This is a genomic window from Cupriavidus sp. 05N40, from assembly GCF_056397305.1.
The window spans coordinates 71,458-95,180 of sequence record NZ_JBFTND010000002.1; the positions used below are offsets into that span (position 1 = coordinate 71,458).

23 protein-coding genes and 2 pseudogenes are annotated in these 23,723 nt (G+C 66.6%); 1 reads left to right on the forward strand and 24 read right to left on the reverse strand.

From position 1 onward, the window contains the following. Window positions 1-8: 8 nt before the first annotated feature. The 5 genes from AC1DO7_RS00925 to AC1DO7_RS00945 all read right to left on the reverse strand — a co-directional run bounded on the left by AC1DO7_RS00925 (window position 9) and on the right by AC1DO7_RS00945 (window position 3,133). Window positions 9-317 (reverse strand): hypothetical protein, encoded by a 309-nt coding sequence (locus tag AC1DO7_RS00925; protein ID WP_441613970.1) that lies wholly within the window; start codon window positions 315-317, stop codon window positions 9-11. A 128-nt stretch (window positions 318-445) separates the two neighbouring features. Further along, window positions 446-1,417: a LysR family transcriptional regulator gene (locus tag AC1DO7_RS00930; protein WP_441613971.1), complete on the reverse strand. Its 972-nt coding sequence runs from the start codon at window positions 1,415-1,417 to the stop codon at window positions 446-448. A gap of 43 nt (window positions 1,418-1,460) precedes the next feature. Then, window positions 1,461-1,886: a cupin domain-containing protein gene (locus AC1DO7_RS00935; RefSeq protein ID WP_441613972.1), complete on the reverse strand. Its 426-nt coding sequence runs from the start codon at window positions 1,884-1,886 to the stop codon at window positions 1,461-1,463. A 4-nt stretch (window positions 1,887-1,890) separates the two neighbouring features. Beyond that, window positions 1,891-2,370, reverse strand: coding sequence for a carboxymuconolactone decarboxylase family protein (locus AC1DO7_RS00940; protein ID WP_477115688.1), 480 nt, complete (start codon window positions 2,368-2,370; stop codon window positions 1,891-1,893). Between the two features lie 301 nt (window positions 2,371-2,671). Then, a complete protein-coding gene (locus tag AC1DO7_RS00945) occupies window positions 2,672-3,133 on the reverse strand; it encodes a carboxymuconolactone decarboxylase family protein (RefSeq protein WP_441613974.1) in 462 nt (153 codons plus the stop codon). A 195-nt stretch (window positions 3,134-3,328) separates the two neighbouring features. On the opposite strand from AC1DO7_RS00945, the gene AC1DO7_RS00950 reads away from it, so the two are divergent. Beyond that, entirely contained in the window at window positions 3,329-4,201 is an 873-nt protein-coding gene (locus tag AC1DO7_RS00950; RefSeq protein ID WP_477115689.1) for a sigma factor-like helix-turn-helix DNA-binding protein, read from the forward strand. A 16-nt stretch (window positions 4,202-4,217) separates the two neighbouring features. On the opposite strand, the gene AC1DO7_RS00955 is transcribed toward AC1DO7_RS00950, so the two are convergent. From AC1DO7_RS00955 to AC1DO7_RS01045, 19 genes and pseudogenes are all read right to left on the reverse strand, one after another. Continuing rightward, window positions 4,218-5,225 (reverse strand): bestrophin family protein, encoded by a 1,008-nt coding sequence (locus AC1DO7_RS00955; protein WP_441613976.1) that lies wholly within the window; start codon window positions 5,223-5,225, stop codon window positions 4,218-4,220. Window positions 5,226-5,344: 119 nt separating this feature from the next. Then, complete coding sequence (locus AC1DO7_RS00960) at window positions 5,345-6,340, reverse strand: alpha/beta fold hydrolase (protein WP_441649728.1); 996 nt, start codon at window positions 6,338-6,340, stop codon at window positions 5,345-5,347. A gap of 375 nt (window positions 6,341-6,715) precedes the next feature. Continuing rightward, window positions 6,716-7,342: an FMN-dependent NADH-azoreductase gene (locus tag AC1DO7_RS00965; protein ID WP_441614072.1), complete on the reverse strand. Its 627-nt coding sequence runs from the start codon at window positions 7,340-7,342 to the stop codon at window positions 6,716-6,718. After that, window positions 7,342-7,794, reverse strand: coding sequence for a GNAT family N-acetyltransferase (locus AC1DO7_RS00970; RefSeq protein ID WP_441643211.1), 453 nt, complete (start codon window positions 7,792-7,794; stop codon window positions 7,342-7,344). Before AC1DO7_RS00970 ends, AC1DO7_RS00965 begins: the two co-directional genes overlap by 1 nt. Window positions 7,795-7,897: 103 nt before the next feature. Continuing rightward, a complete protein-coding gene (locus AC1DO7_RS00975; RefSeq protein WP_441613979.1) occupies window positions 7,898-8,797 on the reverse strand; it encodes an IclR family transcriptional regulator in 900 nt (299 codons plus the stop codon). Window positions 8,798-8,840: 43 nt separating this feature from the next. Next, window positions 8,841-9,968 (reverse strand): FAD-dependent monooxygenase, encoded by a 1,128-nt coding sequence (locus tag AC1DO7_RS00980; protein ID WP_441613980.1) that lies wholly within the window; start codon window positions 9,966-9,968, stop codon window positions 8,841-8,843. A 249-nt stretch (window positions 9,969-10,217) separates the two neighbouring features. Beyond that, complete coding sequence (locus AC1DO7_RS00985; RefSeq protein ID WP_441613981.1) at window positions 10,218-11,192, reverse strand: oxygenase MpaB family protein; 975 nt, start codon at window positions 11,190-11,192, stop codon at window positions 10,218-10,220. Window positions 11,193-11,254: 62 nt separating this feature from the next. Continuing rightward, the gene (locus AC1DO7_RS00990; RefSeq protein ID WP_441613982.1) at window positions 11,255-12,277 is read right to left on the reverse strand and encodes a cytochrome d ubiquinol oxidase subunit II; all 1,023 of its coding nucleotides are present in this window, start codon (window positions 12,275-12,277) and stop codon (window positions 11,255-11,257) included. Continuing rightward, window positions 12,274-13,650: a cytochrome ubiquinol oxidase subunit I gene (locus AC1DO7_RS00995; RefSeq protein WP_477115703.1), complete on the reverse strand. Its 1,377-nt coding sequence runs from the start codon at window positions 13,648-13,650 to the stop codon at window positions 12,274-12,276. Before AC1DO7_RS00995 ends, AC1DO7_RS00990 begins: the two co-directional genes overlap by 4 nt. A gap of 4 nt (window positions 13,651-13,654) precedes the next feature. Then, a complete protein-coding gene (locus tag AC1DO7_RS01000) occupies window positions 13,655-14,296 on the reverse strand; it encodes a GbsR/MarR family transcriptional regulator (protein ID WP_441613984.1) in 642 nt (213 codons plus the stop codon). 131 nt (window positions 14,297-14,427) lie between these two features. Next, window positions 14,428-14,586 (reverse strand): annotated as a pseudogene (locus tag AC1DO7_RS01005) (MFS transporter); the annotation flags it as partial. Window positions 14,587-14,632: 46 nt separating this feature from the next. Continuing rightward, window positions 14,633-15,397, reverse strand: coding sequence for an arsenical resistance protein ArsH (arsH, locus tag AC1DO7_RS01010; protein WP_441613985.1), 765 nt, complete (start codon window positions 15,395-15,397; stop codon window positions 14,633-14,635). Beyond that, complete coding sequence (arsC, locus tag AC1DO7_RS01015) at window positions 15,394-15,816, reverse strand: arsenate reductase (glutaredoxin) (RefSeq protein ID WP_441613986.1); 423 nt, start codon at window positions 15,814-15,816, stop codon at window positions 15,394-15,396. Before arsC ends, arsH begins: the two co-directional genes overlap by 4 nt. Window positions 15,817-15,825: 9 nt before the next feature. Beyond that, a complete protein-coding gene (arsB, locus tag AC1DO7_RS01020; protein WP_441613987.1) occupies window positions 15,826-16,890 on the reverse strand; it encodes an ACR3 family arsenite efflux transporter in 1,065 nt (354 codons plus the stop codon). Between the two features lie 28 nt (window positions 16,891-16,918). Further along, complete coding sequence (locus AC1DO7_RS01025) at window positions 16,919-17,248, reverse strand: ArsR/SmtB family transcription factor (RefSeq protein WP_441614073.1); 330 nt, start codon at window positions 17,246-17,248, stop codon at window positions 16,919-16,921. A gap of 141 nt (window positions 17,249-17,389) precedes the next feature. Then, window positions 17,390-17,731, reverse strand: a complete 342-nt coding sequence (locus AC1DO7_RS01030; RefSeq protein WP_441613988.1) for a copper-binding protein — start codon at window positions 17,729-17,731, stop codon at window positions 17,390-17,392. After that, a pseudogene (locus tag AC1DO7_RS01035) lies at window positions 17,728-20,895 on the reverse strand (efflux RND transporter permease subunit). The gene AC1DO7_RS01030 and the pseudogene AC1DO7_RS01035 overlap by 4 nt, the downstream one beginning before the upstream one ends. Continuing rightward, complete coding sequence (locus AC1DO7_RS01040; protein WP_477115690.1) at window positions 20,892-22,421, reverse strand: efflux RND transporter periplasmic adaptor subunit; 1,530 nt, start codon at window positions 22,419-22,421, stop codon at window positions 20,892-20,894. The pseudogene AC1DO7_RS01035 and the gene AC1DO7_RS01040 overlap by 4 nt, the downstream one beginning before the upstream one ends. Further along, window positions 22,418-23,719, reverse strand: coding sequence for a TolC family protein (locus AC1DO7_RS01045; protein WP_441613991.1), 1,302 nt, complete (start codon window positions 23,717-23,719; stop codon window positions 22,418-22,420). Before AC1DO7_RS01045 ends, AC1DO7_RS01040 begins: the two co-directional genes overlap by 4 nt. Window positions 23,720-23,723: the final 4 nt, after the last annotated feature.

A 23,723-nucleotide genomic window follows, 5' to 3' on the forward strand; every position in this document is an offset into this window, starting at 1 on the left:
GCTGTCGGCTATTGGCTCTCGGCAACGGGAGCGGTTTGCCGCGAATCGCGCGGGTCGGCCGCCGGTTGCATCGGCGGCCGGCAAGCCAGCGGCTTCAGAAGCGCGTACGCAGTCCGCACGGCAACGTCGAATGATTTGTCGAGCGCAATCTTGCACCCGTTCACGCTGATCTGCCAGGCGTCCTGGCGCGTGAGCCGGCACGAGATGCTGCGGTCCTCCATGCTGTCGGAGAACCACCTCCACAACCGTGCATCATCCCGCTGGGCTGCTTCCGCAGCACGAAGCCTCGTCATCTCGAGGCGGTCATCTAAAGGCATGCTATCCACATAGTTTCGGGCGGCGCGGGCGCGGCCTTTGCAGGGCGTGCCGGCGTTCCTTGGCAGGCGCGGCGACCCGGCCGGAGCAGGCGCGCACCGCAACACACCCTGTTGTCTCCGGGACACCATCAGGCAAGCGGGATCCGGAGATCGAGCAGCCGCGTCTGCTCCGCGATGTAGTCGACGAACACCCGGACCCGCGCCGGGAGATGCTTGCGGCTGAGATAGCACACGTAGTGGCCGCTGTCGTCGGGTGCATGGCCGGCAAGGCAGTGCACGAGCTGTTCCGTGCGAAGCAGCTCGCGGATCTGGTAGGCCGCCAGCTGCGCAATGCCCTGGCCGCGGAGCACCGCCTGCAGCACCAGGTCCGCATCGTTGAATGTCAGCCGCGAAGGCGGCAGCAGCGTGATGCCAGCGCCGTCGGCCTTGAACTCCCAGCTCCGCACGCGGCCGCCCGCGGTCCGCAGGTTGATGCAAGGATGGCGGGCAATGTCGTCGATGGAGTCCGGCAACCCGTGCATGCGTGCATATGCCGGCGAGGCGCAGACCAGCATCTGCATCGGAATCAGCTGCCGGGCAATCACCTGGCTGTCTTCCATTCTGCCGTCGCGAAATGCGACGTCGATGCGGTCCGCCGCGAAATCGGCGGGGCGGTCGTCGAGCTGAACGTCCAGCGAGATTTCCGGGTACCTGGCGTGGAATCCGCAGAGCAGGGGCGCCACAATCTTGCGTCCGAACCCTGTCGTTGCCCGCACGCGCAGATGACCGCGCGGGGGGCCGTTGCGCAGCTCGCGCATGTCCCCGAGTGCCTGCGCGATGCGCTCGATGGCCGGACGGCAGTTGTCGTAGAACAGCTTCCCTTCGCGCGTCAGCGAGGTACAGCGCGTCGTGCGCACGAACAGCCGCGCGTCGAGTTGCGTCTCAAGCTTCTGCACGTTGCGGCTGACCGCGGAACGGCCGATCCCGAGGCGGACGCCAGCCTTGGCGAAGCTGCCTTCGCTGACGACGGCAATAAAGGCGATCACACCGGCGTAACTCGTTGCGAAACTGGTGGCGAGCGCATCGCCGGGCAAGTCCGGGGCGATAAAAGAAATATCCATGCCCGCAAGACGTTGGATACCGCCCGCGTGTGACAGGCGCCGGCTATTTTTCCGGGACCAGCACCGGTGCGTCCTTGTCCTTGATCAGCAGCACGACGAACTTGGCCGGCTTTGTGTTGCTGGCGTTCCTTCCCACCGTGTGCACGTCGTCCGGGCCTTCATGCCAGGTCTGGCCCGGCGTCAGGGTGACTTCCTTGCCACCCTTGACGGCCATGATGATCTTGCCCTCCAGCACATAGATGAAGGCATGCGCGTTGTGCCGGTGTACGGGATCCTTGCTGCCGGGCGGATAGACCACGGTGATCATCAGCGCCTCCTTGCCGGGGAATTCGGGCAAAGGCTGCGTAAGCACGGGCGTGACGATGGCGTCGTGTGCGTCGTGTGCGTCCTGTGCGGCGTTGGCGGACTGCACGCCCGCGAGCGAGGACAGCAGGAACAGCGCAGCCGTGAATCGCTTGGTGAACTTCATGGCATCACTCCAGGTTGGCMTTGTCCAGACCATACTCCTTGTCGGCCGAGCCAGGGGAGGTACGGAAGGCCACGTTGGCGCGGTTCCAGGCGTTGATCGCCATCACCAGGAACGTCAGGTCGGAAAGCTCCTTCTCCGAGAACTGCGTGAGCACGCGCTCGTAGAGCTCGTCCGGCACCCCATGCTCGGGAATCTTGGTCAGCACTTCCGTCCATGCGAGTGCCGCGCGTTCGCGCGGCGCGAACAACGTCGATTCGCGCCAGATGGCGAGGTGGTGCAGGCGCAGTTCGCGTTCGCCGTGAATGCGCGCTTGCTTGATATGCATGTCGACACAGAAGGCGCAGCCGTTGATCTGCGATGCGCGGATCTCGACCAGGTGGCGGATGTTCGGCTCGATCTTCGAGTCATTCAGCAGCATGCTGACTCCGATAAGCTTCTTGAGGAGCTCGGGGGATTGCTGCATGTAGTTCAGGCGTTGCGTCATGATGTTTTCCTGGCGAACTTGAAGATACGGCCCCGGAGGGCCAGGGCGCCGGCCATATCCGCCGGACACGACGAATCCTAGGTGTCGAAGCCGTGCTGCGCTAGATACGCCGCGGGGATCACATTGTTTCCCGTTCGGCACCAATCGCTTGCGTCCGACCATGCCCTGCGCATGGCGCGCGCGATTGCCGCGACAGCCGGCACCGGACAGGACGCGAGGCGGGCCGATTGGTGCGTGCACGGAAACGCGCCGCGCATGCGCGCAGGGCACCGTGCCAGGGTGGCGTGGACCTGCGGGTCGATCAGAAGCCAGGCGCCGGCACTTCCGGAATCTGGTTGCGCAGGCTCAGGTTCATGACGTTCCAGCCACGGATCGCCGCGATGGTGTACAGCAGTTCGGCAATCTCGGTCTCGCTGAATTGCTCGCGCAGCTCCGGGTAGACCGCATCCGTGTCGTCGCGATGCGGCAGTGCGTTGACGGCTTCCGCCCAGGCCAGCGCGGCGCGCTCGCGGGCGTTGAAGAACGGTGCTTCGCGCCAGCCGGCCACGGCATTGAGATGGCGCGGATCAAGTCCTTGCTTGACCAGGTCGCGCCAGTGCATGTCGATGCACATGCCGCAACCATTGATCTGGGATACGCGCAACTGCACCAGTTCCACCAGGCGGGGCCCGAGCGAGCTCTGCTTGACGGAGCCGGAGAGATTGATCATCGCCTTCAGGTTCGCCGGCGCCAGATTGAAGAAGTCCATACGTGCTGCAGTCATGATATTTACCTTTCGTCTTGTTTGGCAGGAGCCCTCTGCGCCTTGCTTATCCGTAAGACGGCGGGCAGGACACGCTTGTGACAGTCATGGCGAAAACTTCGCTGCATCGCGCCGGCAGGTCCGGTGTCCGCCCGGTGTCACAGGGCAACGCGCTGGCGCGTCTAAGGTGAATGTTCCTCATATGGCCCCTGGCTTATGGATATCGCAGAGACCTTCGCCGCGCTGAAAACCCGCCTGATCGGCATCGCCGATCGCATGCTCGGCATCCGTGCCGAGGCCGAGGCCGAGGACGTGGCCAGGGACGCATGGCTGCGCTGGCAGGAGGCTGACCATGCCCGCATGCCTTCCGCGCAGGCATGGCTGGTCACGGTCACGACAAGGCTGCCGATCGATCGCCCGCGTTCGCGCGGGCAAGAGCAGGCGGAGTACGTCGGCTGGTGGCTGCCGGAGCCGCTGGTCGAGCTTTGCGAAGACACCCCGCAGGCCGAGGCGGCACTGGCGAGCGATTTGTCCGGGGCGCTGTTCTGGGTCCTGGAGCGCCTCTCTCCCGACGAGCGCGCGACGTTTCTGCTGCGCCAGGCGTTCGACCTGGACTACGAGGAAATCGCCGCCRTCCTCGGCAAGACCGGCGCGGCCTGCCGCCTGATCGTGGACCGCGCCGGCGAGCACGTCCGCGCAAGCTGGCTGCGCTATGACGCATCCAGACAGGAACATCGCGCATTGCTGGCGCGCTTCATGGAGGCCGCCAGCGCCGGCGACTGTACGGCGATGCGGTCCATGCTCGAGCCAGACGCCGTCCTGGTTGCCGACGGCGACGGCAAGGGGCCATCGCGCGGGCGCGTCCTGCGCGGCGCGGCCCGGATTGCCGGCGTCTACCGGTCCGCCCTGCGCGCGGTACCGGGCCGGGTGCGCTACCGGGCGGCCCGCATCAACGGCATGCCGGGCCTCCTGCGCTATGTGGACGGCAAGATCGAATCGGCACACGCCTTGAGCATCGACGCGGGGCGCATCGCCACGATCTACGTCGTGCGCAATCCCGACAAGCTTGCGGGGGTCCCGTCCTTCTAGGCTGTTCGTCTAGAGACTAGAGAACGATGTGGCCGTCCGACTCCGGCTCGGGCGACACGGGCTCGTCGCCCAGGAGGTTCATCAGTTCGCATTCGATCTGCCGGCAAATCCGTGTGATGGGCACATCGTTGGCGTTTCCTTCGAACGGGTTCTCCGTGCTTTCGCCCACCTGTTCCAGCGCGAGATACATCCAGGAGATCATCGCGCTGAACGGAATGACCAGCCAGATCATGTTGCCGTGCATGATCCCCGTAACGCGCTCGCTGAGTTTCTCGAACTCCGCGAGGATGCCGAAGGGAAGCAGCAAGCAGAAGGAACGTACAAACAGGACATTGATGACTGCGTATTGCCTGGGATACGGATACTCCTTGATACGCTCCGCCCTGCCTTGTTGCTGGAAGCACTCCCGGAACGTCCGTTGGAATTCCATATAGAAAGGGTGGCTGATCTCGCCGGCGGCCAGGAGTCGCTTGACCGCCGCGGCCTGCGCGCCCAGCAGGCTGGTTGCCTTGTTGTCGGCTTGCAGAAGCGACGCAAGCTCGGCCGGCGGCAGGTACGGCGCAAGCGCCTGTTCCAACGGCATCTCCCACTCGGAAATCCGGTAGTACTTCCGGTACTCCACGTTGAAGATCTTGTCGGCGTTCTCCCAGACCCTGGGGCTTCTCAGTTGGTAGCGCAGCGCCGTCAACCATGCACAATGCCGCAGCACCAGTTCCCGGCCGGCCGTTGGCGTCGCCGGGAAGTCCCGGCAGATGACGGCCAGGAAACGGCTGCCGTTCAGGATGTCAGTCCAGATCTCTTGCGCCTCCAGTGCCCTGTTGTAGGTCTGCACGTTCTTGAAGCCGACGATGAACGACGTGGCCGTGCCCAGCAGCACGACAACCGGCAGCGGGATCGACAGCCATTTCAGCCCGAGGAACTGATAGAGGAAAATGGGCAGCGCACCGCATACGAGCAAGGCATAGATCTGCCTTCTCGACCAGAACACGAACTCGGACAACGTGTACGACTTTCCCAGGTGCATGGTATGCATCTCGCGGCAGTGTGGCAGCGCGCAGGGCCGGGGTGCGGGCCGCCGGCAAGGAATCCGGAGGCAGCCCGGCGGCCACAGGTGCGCCCGCCGATCTGCTCCCGAGGGACCGGTCAGCTACGCAGGAAGGCCAGCAGATCCTGGTTGAGCTGATCCTTGTGCGTCTCGGTCAGGCCGTGCGGCGCGCCTTTGTAGATCTTCAGGATGGCATGCGGGACCAGCGTCTTCGACGCGCGCCCGCCCACATCGACCGGCACGATCTGGTCGTCGTCGCCGTGCACGATCAGCGTCGGCTTGTCGAACTTCTTCAGGTCCGCGGTAAAGTCCGTTTCCGAGAACGCGCGAACCGAGTCGTAGGTGTTCTTGAAGCCGCCCGTCATGCCCTGCAGCCACCATGATTCGATCATCCCTTGGGATGCCTTTGCGCCGGGACGGTTGAAGCCATAGAAGGGCCCGCTCGCGATGTCCCGGAACAGCTGCGAGCGGTCTGCGATCATCGCCGCGCGGATCCCGTCGAAGGCCTCTATCGGCACGCCGCCCGGGTTGGCGGCGGTCTTGACCATCAGCGGCGGCACCGCCGAGATCAGGCCGATCCTTGCCACGCGAGCGCTGCCGTGGCGGCCGATGTACCGGGCGACCTCGCCGCCCCCCGTCGAGAAGCCGATCGCCGTCACGTTCTTCAGGTTCAAGGTATTGATGACCGTGGCCAGGTCGTCGGCGTAGTGGTCCATGTCGTTGCCGTCCCAGGGCTGGCTGGAACGGCCGTGTCCGCGCCGGTCATGCGCGACCACGCGGAAGCCGTTCGACGCAAGGAAGAATGCCTGGCTTTCCCAGCTGTCCGAGCAAAGCGGCCAGCCATGGCTGAGCGTGACTGCCGGGCCGCTCCTGGGGCCCCATTCTTTATAGTAGATGTCGACGCCGTCTTTGGTGGTGATCCTGTCCGCGGACTGGTTTCCGGCCGCGCCACGAACGGGGGCTGACGTGGGCACGCGGCCGGTGGCGGCCGCTGCGGCGGCCGGAAGGACGGTTGCGATCGTTGCCGCGGCGCCGCCGAGCATCAGGTTTCGCCGGCCTGCGCCGTCGGCAGAGAGGAGAGGTTCACGCTTCATGTTTCATGCTCCGGTGGTGATTGGCATCGCGATCGCTGTCGATTCACCGGGCCCTGGCCGGCCGGCCGGGCGAAGGGAGACTGTGCCGTTGACGGGGTAACGGCGCGAATGGAACGATGTACAGCGAGGTGGCCCGTCGCAAAATGCGTTGCGCGGCAAGGAACGCATCGTACGAGTGCCGCCGTCCCGGCGGTAGATACGCACAGGGGCTCATGCTGTTGTCCGGACGGCACCAATCCGTGAGCGCCGCGCACGGCTGCGTGCTTGCGCCGCCGCTTGTCTTTACGCGAAAGGGATGGCCGCGGAAGACGGCTGGTGCGGGCGGGAGCGCCCCCGACGCCCGCCAGCCGCGGCCGCCCGGACCCGGTCAGCGCGCTAGCCGAGCAGGCGCGGCAGCTCGGCCGCGATGTTTGTGCGGGCCGCCGCGAGCGCCTCGGCCACGGCCGTGTCGCCGAAGACGAGTCCCTGCAGCAGCACGAACTTCACGTCGTGGATGCCGATCGCGGCGAGCGCGTGGCGCAGGTATGGCGTCAGGAAATCCGGCTGCCGTGCGCGCTCGCCGGCAATGTGGCCGCCGGAGCCGACCAGCACGAATGTCGGCCGGTCCCGCAGCAGCCCGACCTTGCCGGCCGGCGTCGCGGCGAATGTGCGGTGGATGCGCAGCACGTAGTCGATCCACAGCTTGAGCGAGGCCGGCACGGTGAAGTTGTGCATCGGCGTGCTGATGACCAGCAGGCTGGTTTCCTCGAGCTCGCGGATCAGCCGCTCGGACCACGCCAACGCCGCGGCGTCCGGCTTGCTGCCCGGTGGCATCGTGATGGCGCTTGCGTAGGCCTTGTCGATCGCCGGCGGCGGCTCTTGCGCGAGGTCGCGCACGATCAGCGGGAAGTCCGTCGCGCGCGGGCCGTGCGACTCGCGCAGGCTGGCAATCAGTTCGCCGGCCAGGCGGTGGGCATGGCTCGCGGCGCCATGCGGGCTGGCATTCACGTGCAGTGCGCGCATCATGCCTCGCTCCCTTGCGACAGCGCTTCGACGAAGTGCATGCCGCGTGCCAGCAGGCCCTGGCGGAAATAGAAGCGCTGCGCGAGTGCCATGTGCAGCCCGGTATCGAGCACGAAATGCGTGCAGTCCCGTGCCACGGCCTGTTGCCGCGCCGCGTCCAGCAGCCGCGCGCCGAGGCCGGAGCGCTGCAGCGATGCGGCCACCACGAGGTCGTCGACGTAGACGAAGCGGCCGTAGATCAGGTTTTCCTGCAGGCGGTAGCCGGCCAGGCCGAGAATCTCGCCGTGCTGGCGCGCGGCCAGCAAGCGGTAGCCCTGGGCGTGCTGCCGCTCGAGCTGGCTGGCGAAGGCTTGCGCGTCCCGCAGGTGCGGCCGCAGCGCCTTCATGACGGGGAAGGCGGCCAGCCAGTCTGGCCGGGATTCGAGATGCTGGATGTCGATGGGTGCGTTCATGCTGGTTCCTTTAAGCGCGTACGGCCAATGTAGCGGGGCCGCGGTACACCTTCCAGAGCCAAGAAACGGCAAAACGACTAGGCCATCCGACTAGGCCATCCGACTAGGCGATCTGCCTGCCGCCGCGGGCGCCGCGGGTGGCGCCGGCATGTCCCAGCAGCCCGGACAGGTCGCGCGCCGCGCGCCTGACCTCGCGCTCGGTGCGCTCGCGCAGCGCGGGATCGCGCTCGAAGCGGATATCGGGGCCGGCCACGCTGATCGCGGCGACGGTGGCGCCGCTGGCATCGAACACCGGCGCCGCGCAGGAATCGATGCCGGGCTCGAACCCGGAGAAGCTCCACGCGCAGCCGCGCTCGCGGTCCGCCGCGAGCACGTCGCCCAGGCGCGCGTAGGTGGCCGGGCTCTGCGGCGTCGCCGTGGCGAGCGGCTCGTCGCCGAGGCAGGCGCGCAGGGCGCCGTCGGACAATCCCGCCACCAGCATGCGGCCCGGCGTGGTGAGGTGCGCGGGCACGCGGCTGCCCACCTGGATATTGCTGACCAGCGACGTCTGCGGCATGTCGCGCAGCAGGTAAAGCACATTGCCGTCGTCCAGCACGCACAGGTAGGCGGACAACTGCAGCGACTCGCTCAGGCTGGCCAGCACGCGCCGCGCGAAGACGGTGAGGTCCTTGCCGGCCAGCACGCGGGCGCCGAGCTTGAGGAAATCGAAGCCGGGCTGGTGGCCGCCCTGCGGCAGCCGCTCCAGCATGCCCTCGTGCTCGAGCGTGTCGAGCAGACGCATGACGGTGACGCGGTTGACGTCGATGCGCCGGCCGACTTCGCTGAGGTTCGCGGTGGAGCCGCCCTCGGCCACGAAGCGCAGCAGCCGCAATGCGCGGATCACGGGGCCGACGAGTTGCGGCTTGTCGTCGTCACCGGTGATCTCGGGGGCCGCCGGCGCGGCGGTCTCGGTCTCGGCCGCGGATGGCGCGGCGCTCTGGGCTGGCTTGGATGTCTTGCGCATGGATCCTGGTGGGCGGGTCGCGGTGCGGCCCCGCCGAATCGCTTCAGCCGAGCGCAACCTGCCACGCATTGTAGTCGTACACCCAGTCGGCGTTGCCGCCTTCCTTGAGCCACGCATTGCTGCGCGAGCCGATCTGCACGCGGCTGGTCCGTGCGTGGCGCGCGGCCTGGTAGCGCGCCAGCGCGGCCGGGACGTCACCGTCCTGCGCATCGGCCAGGCAGCGCGCGAGTACCACGCCATCCTCGATGGCCATGCCCGCGCCCTGTGCCATGAACGGCATCATCGGGTGGCACGCATCGCCCAGCAGCGCGATGTGGCCCGCCGACCATCGCGGCAGCGGGTCGCGCACGTACAGCGCGGAGATCAGCACGTCGTCGCAGGCGTCGAGCAGGGCGCGCGCCTCGGGGTGGAAGCCGGCATACGCCGCGCGCACATCTTCCACGCGGCCCGGCGTGGTCCACGATTCATGGCGCCAGGCGTCCTGCGCCACCGTGGCGAAGATGAAGATCTCGCGTCCGCGGTTGAGCGGGAACGTGACGATCTGCGAGGTCGCTTCCGGGCCCCACCACTTGGTGAAGGCCTGCAGGTTGGGCACCGACAGGCGCTCGGCCGGCACCACCGCGCGGTAGGCCACCACGCCGGTGAACACCGGGTGCTCGGGCCCCAGGATGGCGGCGCGCACGGCCGAGTGGATGCCGTCGGCGCCGATCAGCACGTCCACGTCTTCCTGCGTGCCGTCGGCAAAGCGCAGGGTGGCGCCGGCTTCGCGCGGGATGATCTCGGTGGCCTTCTTGCCCAGCTTCACGCACGCGGACGGCAGCGCGCCTTCGAGCGCGGTCATCAGGTCGCCGCGGTGCATGGTGAGCTGCGGCGCGCCGTAGCGGATCTCGGCCTCGTCGCTCATGGCCAGGCGCGAGGTCTCTTCGCCGGTATCCCACTGGCGGCTGATGCGGTGGGTGGGGCGCGCGGCGGTCTCGCGCAGCGCGTCGCCCACGCCTAGCCCGTCCAGCGCCAGCACGGCGTTCGGCGTGAGGTTGATGTCGGCCCCGACGCGCGCGAAGCGCGCCGCCTGCTCGAACACCACCACGTCCTGGCCAAGCTTGCGCAGCGCAATCGCCGCGGCCAGTCCGCCGATGCCGGCGCCGTTGATGCCAATCTTTCGTGAAGCCATGATGCTCTTTCCTTTTCCGGGGCGTCGCGGGATGCGGTCAGTTGCGCGTGGCGCGCTGTCGCCGTGCGATGTCCTGACCTTGTTTATGTTCAAAAATGAACGTAGCGTTCATAAAAGAATATTAAGGTGCGACGGCGAAGTCAATCCGGGGGTTTACGCGTAGATCGTGGGACAGGCGCGAGCGCGTGCAGCGGCGGGCGCACGTGTGCGCCGCCGCAAGACGAGGCCTGCAGGGAGGGATGCTGCCGCTCAGGAGGCCTGGGCCGACGCCACGGGTGCCGCTTTGAGCGCGCGCCGGCGCGCGCGGGCGGCCAGGCCGTTGCCGAGCGCCCAGCGCAGCGTCGGTGCCAGCATGCGCATGCCCGCCAGCGAGACCGGCAGGCGCAGGGCCGCGGCGCCGTGCAGGCCGAGCTCGCGCTGGGCCCAGCGCGGCAGCAGGGCAATGCCCGCGTCGGCCATGATGCGCACCGCCGGCTTGAGCAGCGGGCTGGCCACGGGCATCGCCATGACCAGCCGCACCACTTCATGTGTGCGCTCGCTTACCACCAGTTCGGGGCGCATGCGCTCCAGGTAGGCCGCGATGGCGGCCGCGCTGCGCGGCACGCCGGTGGCGCCGAGCATCTCGGCAATGCGCGCGGTCTCGTCGTAGTAGCGGTCCTGCTCCGCCAGCGGGAGCGGGCCGACATAGCGCAGGTAGGCCCCGAGGAAGCTCGAGACCTCGGCCACGTGGACCCAGGTGAGCAGCGCGGGGTCGTCGGCGGCGTAGGGGCGGCCGTCCGGCGCCGTGCCCTTGACCTGGGTGTGGATGCGCCTGACGCGGTCGATCAGCGCCAGCGCGTCGGCGCGGTTGCCATACGTGGTGCCCGCGATGAACTGCGCGGTGCGGCCCAGCCGGCCCTGCATGTCGGTGCGGAACGTGGAGTGGTCCCACACGCCGGCCAGCGCCAGCGGGTGCAGCGTCTGCAGCAGCAGGGCGCTGACGCCGCCGGCCAGCATCGCGGGAAAGTCCGCGTGCACGCGCCAGCAGACCGCGTCCGGGCCGAACAGGCCGGGGTCGCCGGGCGGGTTGTCGTAGTCCAGGCTGAGACCGGAGTTGCTGCGCGTGAGGCCGCGCACCTGCGCGCCCGCGCGGGCCCGCAGGCGGTTGAGCAGGCGGCGGGGCAGGGGGCCGGCCTCGGGGATGGTGGGGGGCGTGCCGGGTTGTTGGCCTTGCGAGCCGCTCATGAGTTGCTGTCTGTCCTTGTCGATATGGCCGCCTGCCGGGCCGGGCGCCCGGTCCGCATGCTTCAGTAGTAGTGCAGGTCGGTCGCCTTGCCCCAGAATACACGGTACGCGTACAGCGTGTAACCCAGGATGGTCGGCAGCACCACGGCCGCGCCCGCCAGGATCACGCCCAGCGATTCGGGCGCGCTGGCCGCCTGCCAGACGTCGATCTTGTCCACCACGAGGTAGGGGAAGATGCTGTAGGCCAGGCCGTTGAACGCCATCAGGAAGATCACGGCGGTGCCGGCGAAGGGCACGCAGCACCAGCGATCGTTGCCGCGTTCGAGCCAGGCCGGCATGCGCCGCAGCAGCCGGTCGAGGATCACGAACAGCGCCACCGTCACCAGCGGGATCGGCGCCAGCAGGATGATGTTGGGCAGCGAGAACCATTTGTCGAAGATGCGCTGGCTCACCAGCGGCGTCACCACCGAGATCAGGGTCACGCCGGTGCCGGTCAGCCACAGGCTGCGCCGTGCCCAGTACATGGCGCGCCGCTGCAGGCTGCCGCTGGTCTTCATGATCAGCCAGCCCGCGCCCAGCAAGCAATAGCCCGCCACCAGGCACAGCCCCACCACCACCGCGAAGGCGATATCCAGCCAGCCATGCCGGAAGCCGGTGATGTACAGGCCCAGCATCAGCCCCTGCGAGAAGCTGGCCAGCAGCGAGCCCGCGTAGAACGCGCGGTTCCACCACGGCTTGTGGTGCGCGCGCGCCTTCACGCGAAAATCGAACGCCACGCCGCGGATGATCAGCCCGGCCAGCATCAGCGCCACCGGCAGGTAGAGCTGGGTGAGGATCATGCCGTGCGCGATCGGGAAGGCCGTGAGCAGCAAGCCCACGCCCAGCACCAGCCAGGTCTCGTTGGCATCCCAGAACGGGCCGATCGAGGCGATCATGGTGTCCTTGTCGGCATCGTCGGCACGGCGCAGCAGCACGCCCACGCCAAGGTCGTAGCCGTCCAGGATCACGTAGATCAGCATGGAGACGCCCATCAGGGCCAGGAACACCAGCGGCATCCAGCCGGCGGGTTGGGTCAGGTCGTTCATTCTGCGCTCCGCAGTTCGCCGGGCAGCACGGCGCGAGGGGTTTCGAGCCCGGACGCGTCCAGGTCGGGGCTGCCCGCCTTGCGCGCCAGGTAGAACACCACCGAGATGTACGCCGCGATCAGCGCCGCGTAGAGCGCCAGGTACATCGCCAGCGTGGCGCCGATCATCATGGCCGGCACCTTGGAGGCGGCCTGCGCCGTGGTCAGCACGCCGTACACCAGGTAGGGCTGGCGGCCGATCTCGGTGACGTACCAGCCCGCCACCAGCGCCACCCAGCCCGAGAATGTCATCGCCAGCAGCGCGCGCGCCATCCAGCGCGAGGGCTGCCCGTGGCGGCGCAACTGCCAGGCCGCCGTCCACGACACCGCCAGCATCAGCAGGCCCACGCCCACCATGATGCGGAACGCGAAGAACAAGGGCGCCACCGGCGGGTGCGCGCCCTCGAACGCGTCGATGCCCTTGATCTCGCCGTCGGCGCTGTGGGTCAGGTAGACCGAGGCCAGCTTGGGGATGGCGATCTCGAAATCGTTGCGCTGCGTGGTGGCGTTGGGCAGGCCGAACAGCACCGCGGGCGCGCCCTTCTCCGTCTTCCAGATGCCTTCCATGGCGGCGATCTTGGCCGGCTGGTGGTGCAGCGTATTGAGGCCGTGCAGGTCGCCAGCGACGATCTGCAGCGGGATCAGCACCGCCGCGATGACCACGCCCGTGCGCAGCGACGACAGCACCTCAGGCGCGCGGTCGCCGCGCAGCCAGCGGTAGGCCGAAATGCCTGCCAGCAGGAACGCCACGGTCAGGCCAGAGGCCAGCAGCATGTGCACGAGGCGGTAGGGGAACGACGGGTTGAAGATCACCGCCAGCCAGCTCGTCACGTGCGCGCGGCCGTCGATCATCTCGAAGCCGGCCGGGGTTTGCATCCACGAATTCAGCGCCAGGATCCAGAACGCCGACAGCGTGGTGCCGCCGGCAACCAGCAGCGTGGCGACGGTATGCGTGCGGTTGCTCACGCGGCGCATGCCGAACAGCATGATGCCGAGGAAGGTGGCCTCCAGGAAAAACGCGGTCAGCACCTCGTAGGCCAGCAGGGGGCCGGCCACGTTGCCCACGGTCTCCATATAGCCCGGCCAGTTGGTGCCGAACTGGAAGCTCATGGTGATGCCGCTCACCACGCCCAGCGCGAAGGTCAGCGCGAAGATCTTCACCCAGAAACGGTAGGCCGCCATCCAGCGGTCGTCGCYGGTCTTGTTGAAGCGCAGCTTGAAGAACAGCAGCACCCAGGTCAGCGCGATGCTGATGGTGGGAAACAGGATGTGGAAGGTGATGTTGGCGGCAAACTGTACGCGCGCCAGCACCACCGGGTCGAGCGACGAGAACAWGCAATTACTCCTTGCGGGTACGGGCCGGCCTGGCCTTGGGCTTTGCCTCGGGGGCCGGAGTGGCCGTGGTAGCCGGGGTGGCACCGGCGCGCGCCTTGCCGCCGATGGCGCTGCTGAGCTTGTCCTTGACCTCCAGCAGCTTGTTGACCCTGGAGCCCAGCTTCATCAGCTTCTCCAGCGTGGCCACGTCGAGCTTCTGGATATCGCCGAACCAGCTCGTCACCAGCACGATCAGCCCGTACATCTCCTTCATGCGCGCCTGCGCATGGCGGTCGTCGGCCGTGGTCGGCGACTCGAGCTGTACCTCGCGCAGCATCGACAGCGTCGGGTCGATCTCGCGGCGGCGGCGCTCCTCGGCCAGCGTGCGGAAGATGGCCCAGACATCGTCCGGCGCCGAGAAATACTCGCGGCGGTCGCCCGGCTGGTGCGACAGCCGCACCAGGTTCCACGACTCCAGCTCCTTCAGGCCGATGCTGACATTGGAGCGCGAGAACGCCAGCGCCTCGGCGATCTCGTCCGCGTTGAGCGGGCGCGAGGCGGTAAACAGCAGGGCATAGATCTGCCCGACCGTGCGGTTGATGCCCCAGCGGCTGCCCATTTCGCCGAAATGGAGCACGAAGCGCTGGACCAGGGGCGAGAGTTGCATGGCTTGTCTGTTTCGAATTTTTAGAAAGTTGTGAAAGTTTAGTACGAAACAGGGAGGTGGAGACGAGGGATCGGGGAGGGTGCGACAACGGGTCGCTGTTGTCGCTGGCGCTTGTCACGTCCCGAAGCTGGTATTTGCGCCTCCATGAAAGTCGGCAGCGGCCATCCGATGTTGCTGGCAAAGCCTGCAATCAGCGTGATCCCTGCGATGGCACCCGGCGAACGATTGCCGTGCAGCGCGACCAGCGTGGCAGACGCGGCTTCGCAGAGGCTTGCGCCCATGCCGATGCCCGGAGTTACCACCTGCCCGCCATGCTCGCAACGCCAACGGCACTGCTTATTCGACTTCGCCGCTATCGTTGTCGCCCGCCTGGGCTTCGTTCTCGTGGCTCATGGCAGCCGCCGCGAGCGCCGTGGCGGCTGACGGGGCCGCTTCCTTGCGCTCGCTGTACCGGTCGGTCAGGTAGTCGCTGCGATCGCGTATGAGTAGCGTGAACTTGTAGAGTTCCTCCATGACGTCGACCACCCGGTCATAGTAGGAAGATGGCTTCATCCGGCCGTTGTCGTCGAATTCCTGGTATGCCTTGGCGACAGACGACTGATTCGGGATGGTCACCATGCGCATCCAGCGCCCCAGCACGCGCAGCGCGTTGACGGCGTTGAACGACTGCGAGCCGCCGCAGACCTGCATCACGGCCAGCGTACGCCCCTGTGTCGGCCGCAGCCCGCCCAGCTCCAGCGGCAGCCAGTCGATCTGATTCTTGAAGACGGCAGTCAGCGTGCCGTGGCGCTCGGGACTGCACCACACCTGACCCTCCGACCACTCCGAAAGCTCGCGCAGCTCGGCCACCTTGGGGTGATCCGCTGGCACGCTGTCGGCCATCGGCAGGCCGTCCGGGTCGAACACGCGGGTCTGCGCGCCGAAGTGCCGCAGGATCCGTTCGGCTTCCTGCACGAGCATGCGGCTGTACGACGTCTCGCGCAGCGAACCGTAGAGCAAAAGGATGCGCGGCGGGTGGTCGCTGATGCGCGCCGGCTCCAGCTTGCGCAGATCCGGTGTATCGAGCACGGCCGGTACGACATTGGGCAGATCCGGGTTCACTTGACTCTCCGTCCTTGCCCGTCGATCACGACTTCGCCGTCTTCCTTGGTAAAAGGGCCTTGCTGGGGCGAAGGCAGGATGTCGAGCACCGCCTCTGACGGCCGGCACAGGCGCACACCAAGCTCGGTGACGACAAACGGCCGGTTGATCAGGATCGGATGGGCCAGCATGGCATCGAGCAACTGCTCATTGGTCAGCGCCGGATCCGAGAGGCCCAGTTGGGCGTAAGGGGTGCCCTTCTCGCGGATCGCGTCACGCACGGTAAGCCCGGCGTCGCGGATCATCGCCTGCAATGTCTGTCGGTCCGGCGGCGAGCTCAGGTATTCCAGGACGGTTGGTTCAATGCCCGCATTGCGGATCATGGCCAGCGTGTTGCGCGACGTGGCGCAGGCAGGGTTGTGATAGATGGTGACGGACATATTGGTTCCTCAAGGCGATTCGTACCAGCGTTGCGAGCGGTTGACCATGCCCACGACGAACAGCATCACGGGCACCTCGACCAGTACGCCCACGACGGTGGCGAGCGCCGCACCGGACCGGAATCCGAAGAGGCTGATGGCGGTAGCCACGGCCAGCTCGAAGAAGTTGCTCGCGCCGATCAGCGCCGAAGGGCCGGCCACGCAGTGGGCAACACCGAGCTTGCGGTTCAACAGGTAGGTCAGGCCGGAGTTCAGCAGTACCTGGATCAGGATCGGGACGGCCAGCAACAAGATGACCAGCGGCTGGTCCACGATGGCATCGCCCTGGAAGCCGAACAGCATCACGAGCGTCGCGAGCAGTGCGGCAATCGAGTAGGGGCCGAAGGCGCCGGTGACACGCTGGTAGGTGGCTTCGCCGCGCGCCAGCAGCGCCTTGCGGATGACCTGCGCGATCAGCACCGGAATCACGATATAGAGCCCGACCGAAGCGATCAGCGTGTCCCATGGGACGCTGATCGACGACAGGCCCAGCAGCAGGCCAACGACGGGCGCGAACGCCACGACCATGATGGCGTCGTTGAGCGCCACCTGCGAGAGCGTGAAATACGGATCACCCTTGCACAGCTGCGACCAGACGAACACCATGGCCGTGCAGGGCGCGGCGGCCAGCAGGATCAGGCCGGCGATGTAGCTGTCGAGCTGGTCGACCGGTAGCCAGCCCGCAAACAGATGGCGCACGAAGATCCAGCCGAGCAGTGCCATCGAGAACGGCTTGACGAGCCAGTTCACGAAGAGCGTCACGCCGATGCCGCGCCAGTGGCCCGCGACTTGGCCCATGGCGCCAAAATCGATCTTGATCAGCATCGGAATGATCATGACCCAGATCAGCACGCCCACGGGCAGGTTCACCTGGGCGACTTCCATGGCACCGATGGCCTGAAAGACCGCCGGCAGCCATTGGCCGAGCAGGATGCCAGCGACGATACAGAGCGCAACCCAGACGGTCAGGTAGCGCTCGAAGAAGCCGATGGCACTGGCCTGCGTTGCCGCGGCAGTCCGTTGCACTGTGCTCATTGCCCGACTCCGCGGTCTGCTCGCCAATTCAGGACCCCGCGGCAACGGAACAGGAGGGCACCGGCGAACACGGCGCGCCGCCGCAGCAATTCTCGGTGAGGTAGCCAAGCAAGGCATTCATGGTCTCGAAGCGAGCCATGTAGATGATCGACCGGCCTTCCTGCCGGCTTGCCAGCAGGCCCGCCCGGTGCAATTCCTTGAGGTGGAACGACAGCGACGAGGCCGGCGTCTCCATCAATTCAGCAATGCGGCCCGCTGGCAGACCTTCGGGCCCCGCCTGCACGAGCAGGCGGAACACGGCCAGGCGGACGGCGTGAGCGAGCGCGGCTAGCGCTTCCAGGGCGTTATTTGTTTCCATTTTTCGAATATAGTCGAACAATGGAAACCATGCAACCCGCTTAAGCAGCTCGCAGCTCACGGCCCCCCATGCTTCTGCATCTCCAGAGGTCAGGCTGGCTGCATGACTGGCGGCACTGCCAGACCTCTGGATTGCATCGGGTTACTTCTTCAGCTCGATAACCGTTGCCTTGCCGTCCAAGGTGTCGAAGGTTGCCGACACCCTGTCACCTTCCTTCAGGTTCTTCAATGTTCCGGGGTCCTTGACGGGAAATGCCATGGTCATCGCGGACATGCCCAGGTTGGCAATCGGCCCATGCTTGAGCGTGACCTTGCCCGTTGCCGCGTCGATCTTGCGAATCTCGGCCGGGACGGGTTGAGGCGCCTTCGCGGCGCCGGTCGCGGGCTTCATGTCCATGCCATCCATATTCGCGGCAAATGCCGCAGGCACCAGACCGAAAGCGAGCGCGAGCGCAATCGCAACGGCATCGAGGGGCGTCTTCATGTTTCCTCCTTGAGAGTCGGGTGGGTAAGGGCGGGGTATGTGGTCGCCTGGCGACGGCGCATCAGCAGGTACACGGCGGGTACCACGAATAGCGACAGCAGCGGCGCCGTGATCATGCCACCGACCATCGGTGCCGCAATGCGTTGCATGACTTCCGAACCGGTGCCATGCGACCACATGATCGGGATGAGCCCGGCAAGGATGACGGCCACCGTCATGGCCTTGGGGCGCACGCGCTGCACCGCGCCCTCCTGGATGGCGGCAAGCAGTGCAGCGACGTCCGTCTCTCCTCGCTGCTGTCGGTCGTGCCAGGCGTTCTTGAGGTATAGCAGCATGATCACGCCGAACTCGGCCGCCACGCCGGCCAGTGCGATGAAGCCGATCACGCCCGCCACGGACAGGTTGTAGCCGAGCACGTAAAGCAGCCAGAAGCCACCGATCAACGCCAGCGGCAGCGTCCCCATGATCAGCAGCGCCTCGTCGAGGCGGCCGAATACCAGGTAGAGCAGTACGAAGATGATCAGCAGCGTGAATGGCACCACCACCTTGAGCTTCGCACTTGCGCGTTCCAGATACTCGAACTGCCCGGACCAGCTCAGCGAATAGCCGGCCGGCATCGGCACCGCCCTGGCCACTGCGGCTTGCATGTCACGCACGGCCGAGCGCRGGTCGCGCCCGCGGATATCGACGTAGATCCATCCCGACAGCCGGGCATTTTCACTGCGCAGCATCGGCGGCCCCTGCACCACCTGGATGCGCGCCACATCGGACAGGACGATCTGCTGTCCACGATCCGTCACGACCGGAAGGCTGCGCAGTTGCTCGACGGAATCGCGATAGTCGCGTGGATACCGCAGATTGATCGGGAAACGCGCCAACCCGTCCACCACTTCGCCGACGTTGTCGCCACCGATTGCCGAGGACACGATGCTTTGTATGTCGCCGATATTAAGACCATAGCGACCCGAGGCCGCGCGGTCGATATCGATGTCGATGTAGCGTCCCCCGGTCAGCCGCTCCGCCAGTGCGGACGTGACACCGGGGACGGACTTCACGGCTTCCTCGATGCGGGTGGCAAGCCGGTCCATTTCCTTCAGGTCGGTGCCCGCCACCTTGATGCCAACCGGGCTCTTGATACCGGTGGCCAGCATGTCGATGCGGTTGCGGATCGGCGGCACCCAGAGGTTCGACAAGCCCGGCACCTTCACCACGCGATCGAGTTCTTCCACCAGCTTGTCCGGGGTCATGCCGGCACGCCACTGATTGCGCGGCTTGAACTGGATCGTGGTTTCGAACATCTCCAGCGGCGCCGGATCGGTAGCCGAGTCGGCGCGACCAGCCTTGCCATGGACGGTGGCGACTTCCGGAACCGACTTGATCAGGCGGTCTGTCTGCTGCAGCAACTGCGCGGCCTTGCCAGCCGAAAGGCCGGGTAGCGCCGAGGGCATGTAGAGCAGGTCGCCTTCGTCCAGCGGTGGCATGAATTCGCCACCGATCCGCGCGATTGGCCAGGCCGTTGCCGCCAGGGCGATGGCTGCCAGGACGACGGTGGTTCGCGGATAGCGGAGTACCTTCGCCAGGACGGGCTGGTAGGCGCGGATCAGCCAGCGGTTCAGCGGATTGGCGTGCTCGCCGGGGATGCGGCCGCGAATGAGGTAACCCATGAGCACCGGCACCAGCGTGATCGACAGGCCAGCCGCTGCCGCCATCGAGTACGTCTTGGTGAACGCCAGGGGCGAGAACAGCCGACCCTCCTGGGCTTCGAGCGTGAACACCGGCACAAATGACAGCGTGATGATCAGCAGCGAGAAGAACAATGCCGGACCCACCTCCGCAGCGGATTCGCCAATCACGCGCCAGCGCTCTGCCCCGGACATCGGCTGGCCAGGATGGCTGGCATGCCAGTGCTCCAGATGCTTGTGGGCGTTCTCGATCATCACGACGGCCGCATCCACCATCGCGCCAATCGCAATTGCGATGCCGCCCAGCGACATGATGTTGGCATTGACGCCCTGGTACCGCATGACGACGAACGCGGCCAGAATGCCAAGGGGCAGCGACACGATGGCCACCAGGGCGGAGCGCAGGTGAAACAGAAACACCAGGCACACCAGCGCAACGACGATGAATTCTTCGATGAGCTTGTGGGTGAGATTGTCCACTGCACGGTGGATCAGCCCGGAGCGATCGTAGGTGGTGACGATCTCGACGCCGGCAGGCAGGCTTTTCTTGAGCACTTCCAGTCTGGCCTTGACCGCATCGATAGTTTCCAGCGCGTTCTTGCCCGAGCGCATCACAATGACGCCGCCCGTCACCTCGCCCTGGCCGTCGAGCTCGGAGATGCCGCGTCGCGTCTCCGGCCCGAGCTGGATCGTGGCGATATCCCCCAGGCGGACAGGGATGCCCGCGCTGCTGGCCTCGATCGGTACCTGCCTGAAATCGTCGAGCGTCTTCAGGTAGCCCGAGGCCCTGACCATGTACTCGGCCTCCCCAAGCTCCAGTACCGATCCGCCTGCCTCCTGGTTGGCCCCGCGGATCGCGGCGAGCACCTTGGCCTGCGAGAGGTTATAGGCGCGCAGGCGGTCAGGCATCAGCACGATCTGGTACTGCCGGACCATGCCGCCCAGCGACGCTACCTCGGCGACGTTCGGCAAGGATTTCAGCTCGAAGCGCAGGAACCAGTCCTGTAAGGCGCGCAACTAACTCAGGTCGTGGCGGCCAGTCCGGTCGACCAGCGCATACTCATAGATCCAGCCCACGCCGGTTGCGTCGGGCCCCAATGCTGGCTTGGCCGCTGCCGGGAGGCGGGACTGCACCTGGTTCAGGTACTCCAGTACGCGCGAGCGAGCCCAGTACGGGTCGGTCCCGTCCTCGAACAGGACGTAGACAAACGAGTCCCCGAAGAAGGAGTAGCCCCGTACCGTCCTGGCCCCCGGCACCGACAGCATCGTGGTGGTGAGCGGATAGGTAACCTGGTTTTCGACAAGCTGCGGCGCTTGCCCCGGGAACGGTGTGCGGATGATGACTTGTGTGTCGGACAGGTCCGGCAATGCATCGAGCGGCGTGCCGTGGATCGCCCACAGACCCCACGCGGCCAGCATGACTGTGGCCAGCAGCACCAGGAAGCGATTGCGTATCGATGCCAGGATGATGCGCGCAATCATGGCTTGGCTCCTTCGGCGCCAGCCGGCTTTACCGACGATAGCGTGGCCGCGCCGTCCTGTTCCAGGCGGAAACGGAACCGGATACGATCGCCCGGCTTCAATCCCTTGAGCAATGCAGCGTCGCGTGCGGCGAAATCCATGGTCATGGCGCCCCACTGCGCGGCGGGAATCGGGCCATGCGAGATCGTCAGCCCGTCGGCATTGACCGCCTCGATGCGACCGGTGCCTTCGTATTCCTGCACCGCCGCGGCGGGCGGGGATGCACCGGCGGGCGATACCAGCCGCTCCGACGTGCCGCGCAGGCTCGCTTCGGAATCGATCAGGAACTGGCCGGAGGTCACGACCTTCTGACCGGCGCTTAATCCGGAGAGGACTTCGGTCATGCCGTCGGATTCATGACCTGTGCGGATTTCGGTGGCCACATAACCTTGCGGACCTGCATCGACCATGACGATGGTGCGCCGACCCGTACGAATCGCGGCCTCGGATGGAATCTGCAACACGTCCTGCCGGTCGCCGCTGTCGAAACGCACGTTGGCAAACATGCCGGGCGCCAGCCTGTGCTGCCTGTTTGGCAAGACGATGCGGACCTTGATGGTGCGCGTGGCCGGATTGACGTCGGGCAGAATCGCATCGACCTTGCCGGTCACGGGCTCCGGGGCGGCGGCGGCCGACACCGTGACGGCCTGTCCTGGTGCGATGCCACGCGCCTGGGCCTCGGGCACTTCCGCAATCACCCATACCTGGCCGAGATCCGCCAGCCGGAACAGTGTCATGCCCGGGGTCACCGTCATGCCCTCGCGTACCGCGATTTCGGTCACCACGCCATCGAGCGGGCTGGCGATGCCCTGGCCCGTCTGCAGCGTTCCCGACCGGGCGACCGCATCGGCTTGGCCAGGTGTCATGCCGGCTTGCAGCATGCGCGCTTTTGCCGCACCCGCCAGGTCGCCCTGTAGCCCTTGGGGCAGCCGCGCCACGGCCAGGTATTCTTCCTGTGCCGCCACCCAGTCGGGTGCGTAGAGGGTGATCAATGCCTGGCCCTTTCGCACCGGATCGAGTGTGGCCCGCACGCCCACATGCTGCACGAAGCCGGTGGTGCGCGCCTGGATGACCTGGACGCTGCGCTCGTCGATCGCCACATTGCCGGGTGCCTCTAGCACGGAGGCGATACGCGCGGACTTCACCTCTGCCGTGCGGATGCCCAGGTTCTGCGTGACGCGGCCGTCGATGGTGACACCGCTATTGCCGGCACCGTCGCCATCGGCATAGACCGGCACCAGTTGCATATCCATGAAAGGCGATTTGCCCGGCTTGTYGAAGCGCTGCCCCGGCACCATCGGGTCGTGCCAGTAGAGAACCTTCCTTCCAGCTTGTGGTTCGATATCGCCGGCTTTCGCTGTCGCGCCGGTCTCCGGTTTGCCGGGCATGGCAGGCATTCCCTGCGAAACGCCGAAGCGATAGCCCGCATATCCGGCCGCACCGGTCAGAACCAGGCACGCCATGGCGATCTTTAGTCGTGGGCTCATTTGAGATCCTTGGTAGCCGGTTCGGTTTGTGCGGTGGGCAGGGGCGTCAGGAAGGTGAGTTCGGCCCAGAGCCTTGTTGTGCGTCGCTCCAGGGCCAGGCGTTCCAGCGCGGTATCGATGGCGCGGTGATTGGCTTCAGCCACCGCCAGCAGCGAACCCGTGTTGGCGCGGTAGGCCGTCAGCGCGGCATCCGCCTGTGCGTTGGCAAGCGGCAGCGTGGCGTCGTCATAGCGCTTGAGGCGTTCCAGGTTGCGACGCAACTCCGCGAGGCGCGCACCGACTACCGCGTCGGTATCGCGCTGGATGATTTCCGCCTTGGCGCGCGCCTCCGTGGCCTGTGCGAGCCGTGCGGACACTTCACGGTCCTGCCGGTTGGCGCGATCCCACGGCAGCGGGAAGCTCACGTTGATCGACGCCAGGTTGGAGTACGCCGAGCCGCGCTGGCTATACATCAGCTCGACCGCGACGTCGGGCTTGCGCGCTTCGTCCGCCACGCGCACTTCGCTCTCTGCAAGGGTAACGGCGCGCTGGGCCGCGGCAATTTCCGGTACGCCGTCGTAGCGCGTACGGATGAGTTGCCCGATGCGATCCGGTACGGCCAGCGCAGGGCTTTCGCCGAGCGGACGCGCGGCGTCCGCGCCTATCCAGCGCGACAGATTGACGCGGGCGGTGTCGAGCGCCGCCTGGTTCTCGCCTTCACGGTCGAGCAGTTTTTGCACTTCCAGTTGCGCGGACAGCACGTCGGCACGCGTGCCGCGGCCGCTGCGATAGGCCACATTGGCGGCTTCCAGCGCGAGATTCAATGGATGCGCGTGGTGGCCAAGCAGTGCGGCCGCCTGCTCGGCGTACCGGCGGTCGATCCACGCGGCCACGGCGCTGCGCTGGACATTGGTCACGCCGACCATGCGTCGCGCATCGGCGGAAGCGGCTTCTGCCTCGAAGCGCGCGGCGCGCGCCCGTCGCTTGTCAGCGCGCGTGAATTCCTGCAGCACGCTGACCGAACGCGTGGTCATGGAGTCACGACTCAGCGAGAACTTGTCGTGGCCATCGGCAGGCACATCGTTCAGTCCAACCTTGAAGACGGGATCGGGCAACTGGCCTGCAGCAACAGCCTGTTGCACGGCCGCTTCGATGGCACCGTGCGAATCCTCGGCATCGTGCGCATGCGCCGTTGCAAGTGCGGCGGCCTCTTCGATGGATAGAACAGGGGCGGCATGCGGTGGCGCAGCAAGCGACACCGACATGCCGAGGGCGGACGCGCAAAGCAGCGCCCGCCGCAGATAACGCGGGAATGACATAAAG

What these genes read in the sequence shown, in the direction of transcription:
- AC1DO7_RS01045 (WP_441613991.1), bottom strand. Translation starts at nt 23,719, where the DNA reads ATGTCATTCCCGCGTTATCTGCGGCGGGCGCTGCTTTGCGCGTCCGCC.
- AC1DO7_RS01025 (WP_441614073.1), bottom strand. Translation starts at nt 17,248, where the DNA reads ATGGAAACAAATAACGCCCTGGAAGCGCTAGCCGCGCTCGCTCACGCC.
- AC1DO7_RS00935 (WP_441613972.1), bottom strand. Translation starts at nt 1,886, where the DNA reads ATGAAGTTCACCAAGCGATTCACGGCTGCGCTGTTCCTGCTGTCCTCG.
- AC1DO7_RS00925 (WP_441613970.1), bottom strand. Translation starts at nt 317, where the DNA reads ATGCCTTTAGATGACCGCCTCGAGATGACGAGGCTTCGTGCTGCGGAA.
- AC1DO7_RS00985 (WP_441613981.1), bottom strand. Translation starts at nt 11,192, where the DNA reads ATGAGCGGCTCGCAAGGCCAACAACCCGGCACGCCCCCCACCATCCCC.
- AC1DO7_RS01030 (WP_441613988.1), bottom strand. Translation starts at nt 17,731, where the DNA reads ATGAAGACGCCCCTCGATGCCGTTGCGATTGCGCTCGCGCTCGCTTTC.
- AC1DO7_RS00955 (WP_441613976.1), bottom strand. Translation starts at nt 5,225, where the DNA reads ATGCACCTGGGAAAGTCGTACACGTTGTCCGAGTTCGTGTTCTGGTCG.
- AC1DO7_RS00990 (WP_441613982.1), bottom strand. Translation starts at nt 12,277, where the DNA reads ATGAACGACCTGACCCAACCCGCCGGCTGGATGCCGCTGGTGTTCCTG.
- AC1DO7_RS00945 (WP_441613974.1), bottom strand. Translation starts at nt 3,133, where the DNA reads ATGACTGCAGCACGTATGGACTTCTTCAATCTGGCGCCGGCGAACCTG.
- AC1DO7_RS00980 (WP_441613980.1), bottom strand. Translation starts at nt 9,968, where the DNA reads ATGGCTTCACGAAAGATTGGCATCAACGGCGCCGGCATCGGCGGACTG.
- AC1DO7_RS00965 (WP_441614072.1), bottom strand. Translation starts at nt 7,342, where the DNA reads ATGCGCGCACTGCACGTGAATGCCAGCCCGCATGGCGCCGCGAGCCAT.
- AC1DO7_RS00930 (WP_441613971.1), bottom strand. Translation starts at nt 1,417, where the DNA reads ATGGATATTTCTTTTATCGCCCCGGACTTGCCCGGCGATGCGCTCGCC.
- AC1DO7_RS01000 (WP_441613984.1), bottom strand. Translation starts at nt 14,296, where the DNA reads ATGCAACTCTCGCCCCTGGTCCAGCGCTTCGTGCTCCATTTCGGCGAA.
- arsC (WP_441613986.1), bottom strand. Translation starts at nt 15,816, where the DNA reads ATGTCCGTCACCATCTATCACAACCCTGCCTGCGCCACGTCGCGCAAC.
- AC1DO7_RS00975 (WP_441613979.1), bottom strand. Translation starts at nt 8,797, where the DNA reads ATGCGCAAGACATCCAAGCCAGCCCAGAGCGCCGCGCCATCCGCGGCC.
- AC1DO7_RS00960 (WP_441649728.1), bottom strand. Translation starts at nt 6,340, where the DNA reads ATGAAGCGTGAACCTCTCCTCTCTGCCGACGGCGCAGGCCGGCGAAAC.
- arsB (WP_441613987.1), bottom strand. Translation starts at nt 16,890, where the DNA reads ATGAGCACAGTGCAACGGACTGCCGCGGCAACGCAGGCCAGTGCCATC.
- AC1DO7_RS00970 (WP_441643211.1), bottom strand. Translation starts at nt 7,794, where the DNA reads ATGAACGCACCCATCGACATCCAGCATCTCGAATCCCGGCCAGACTGG.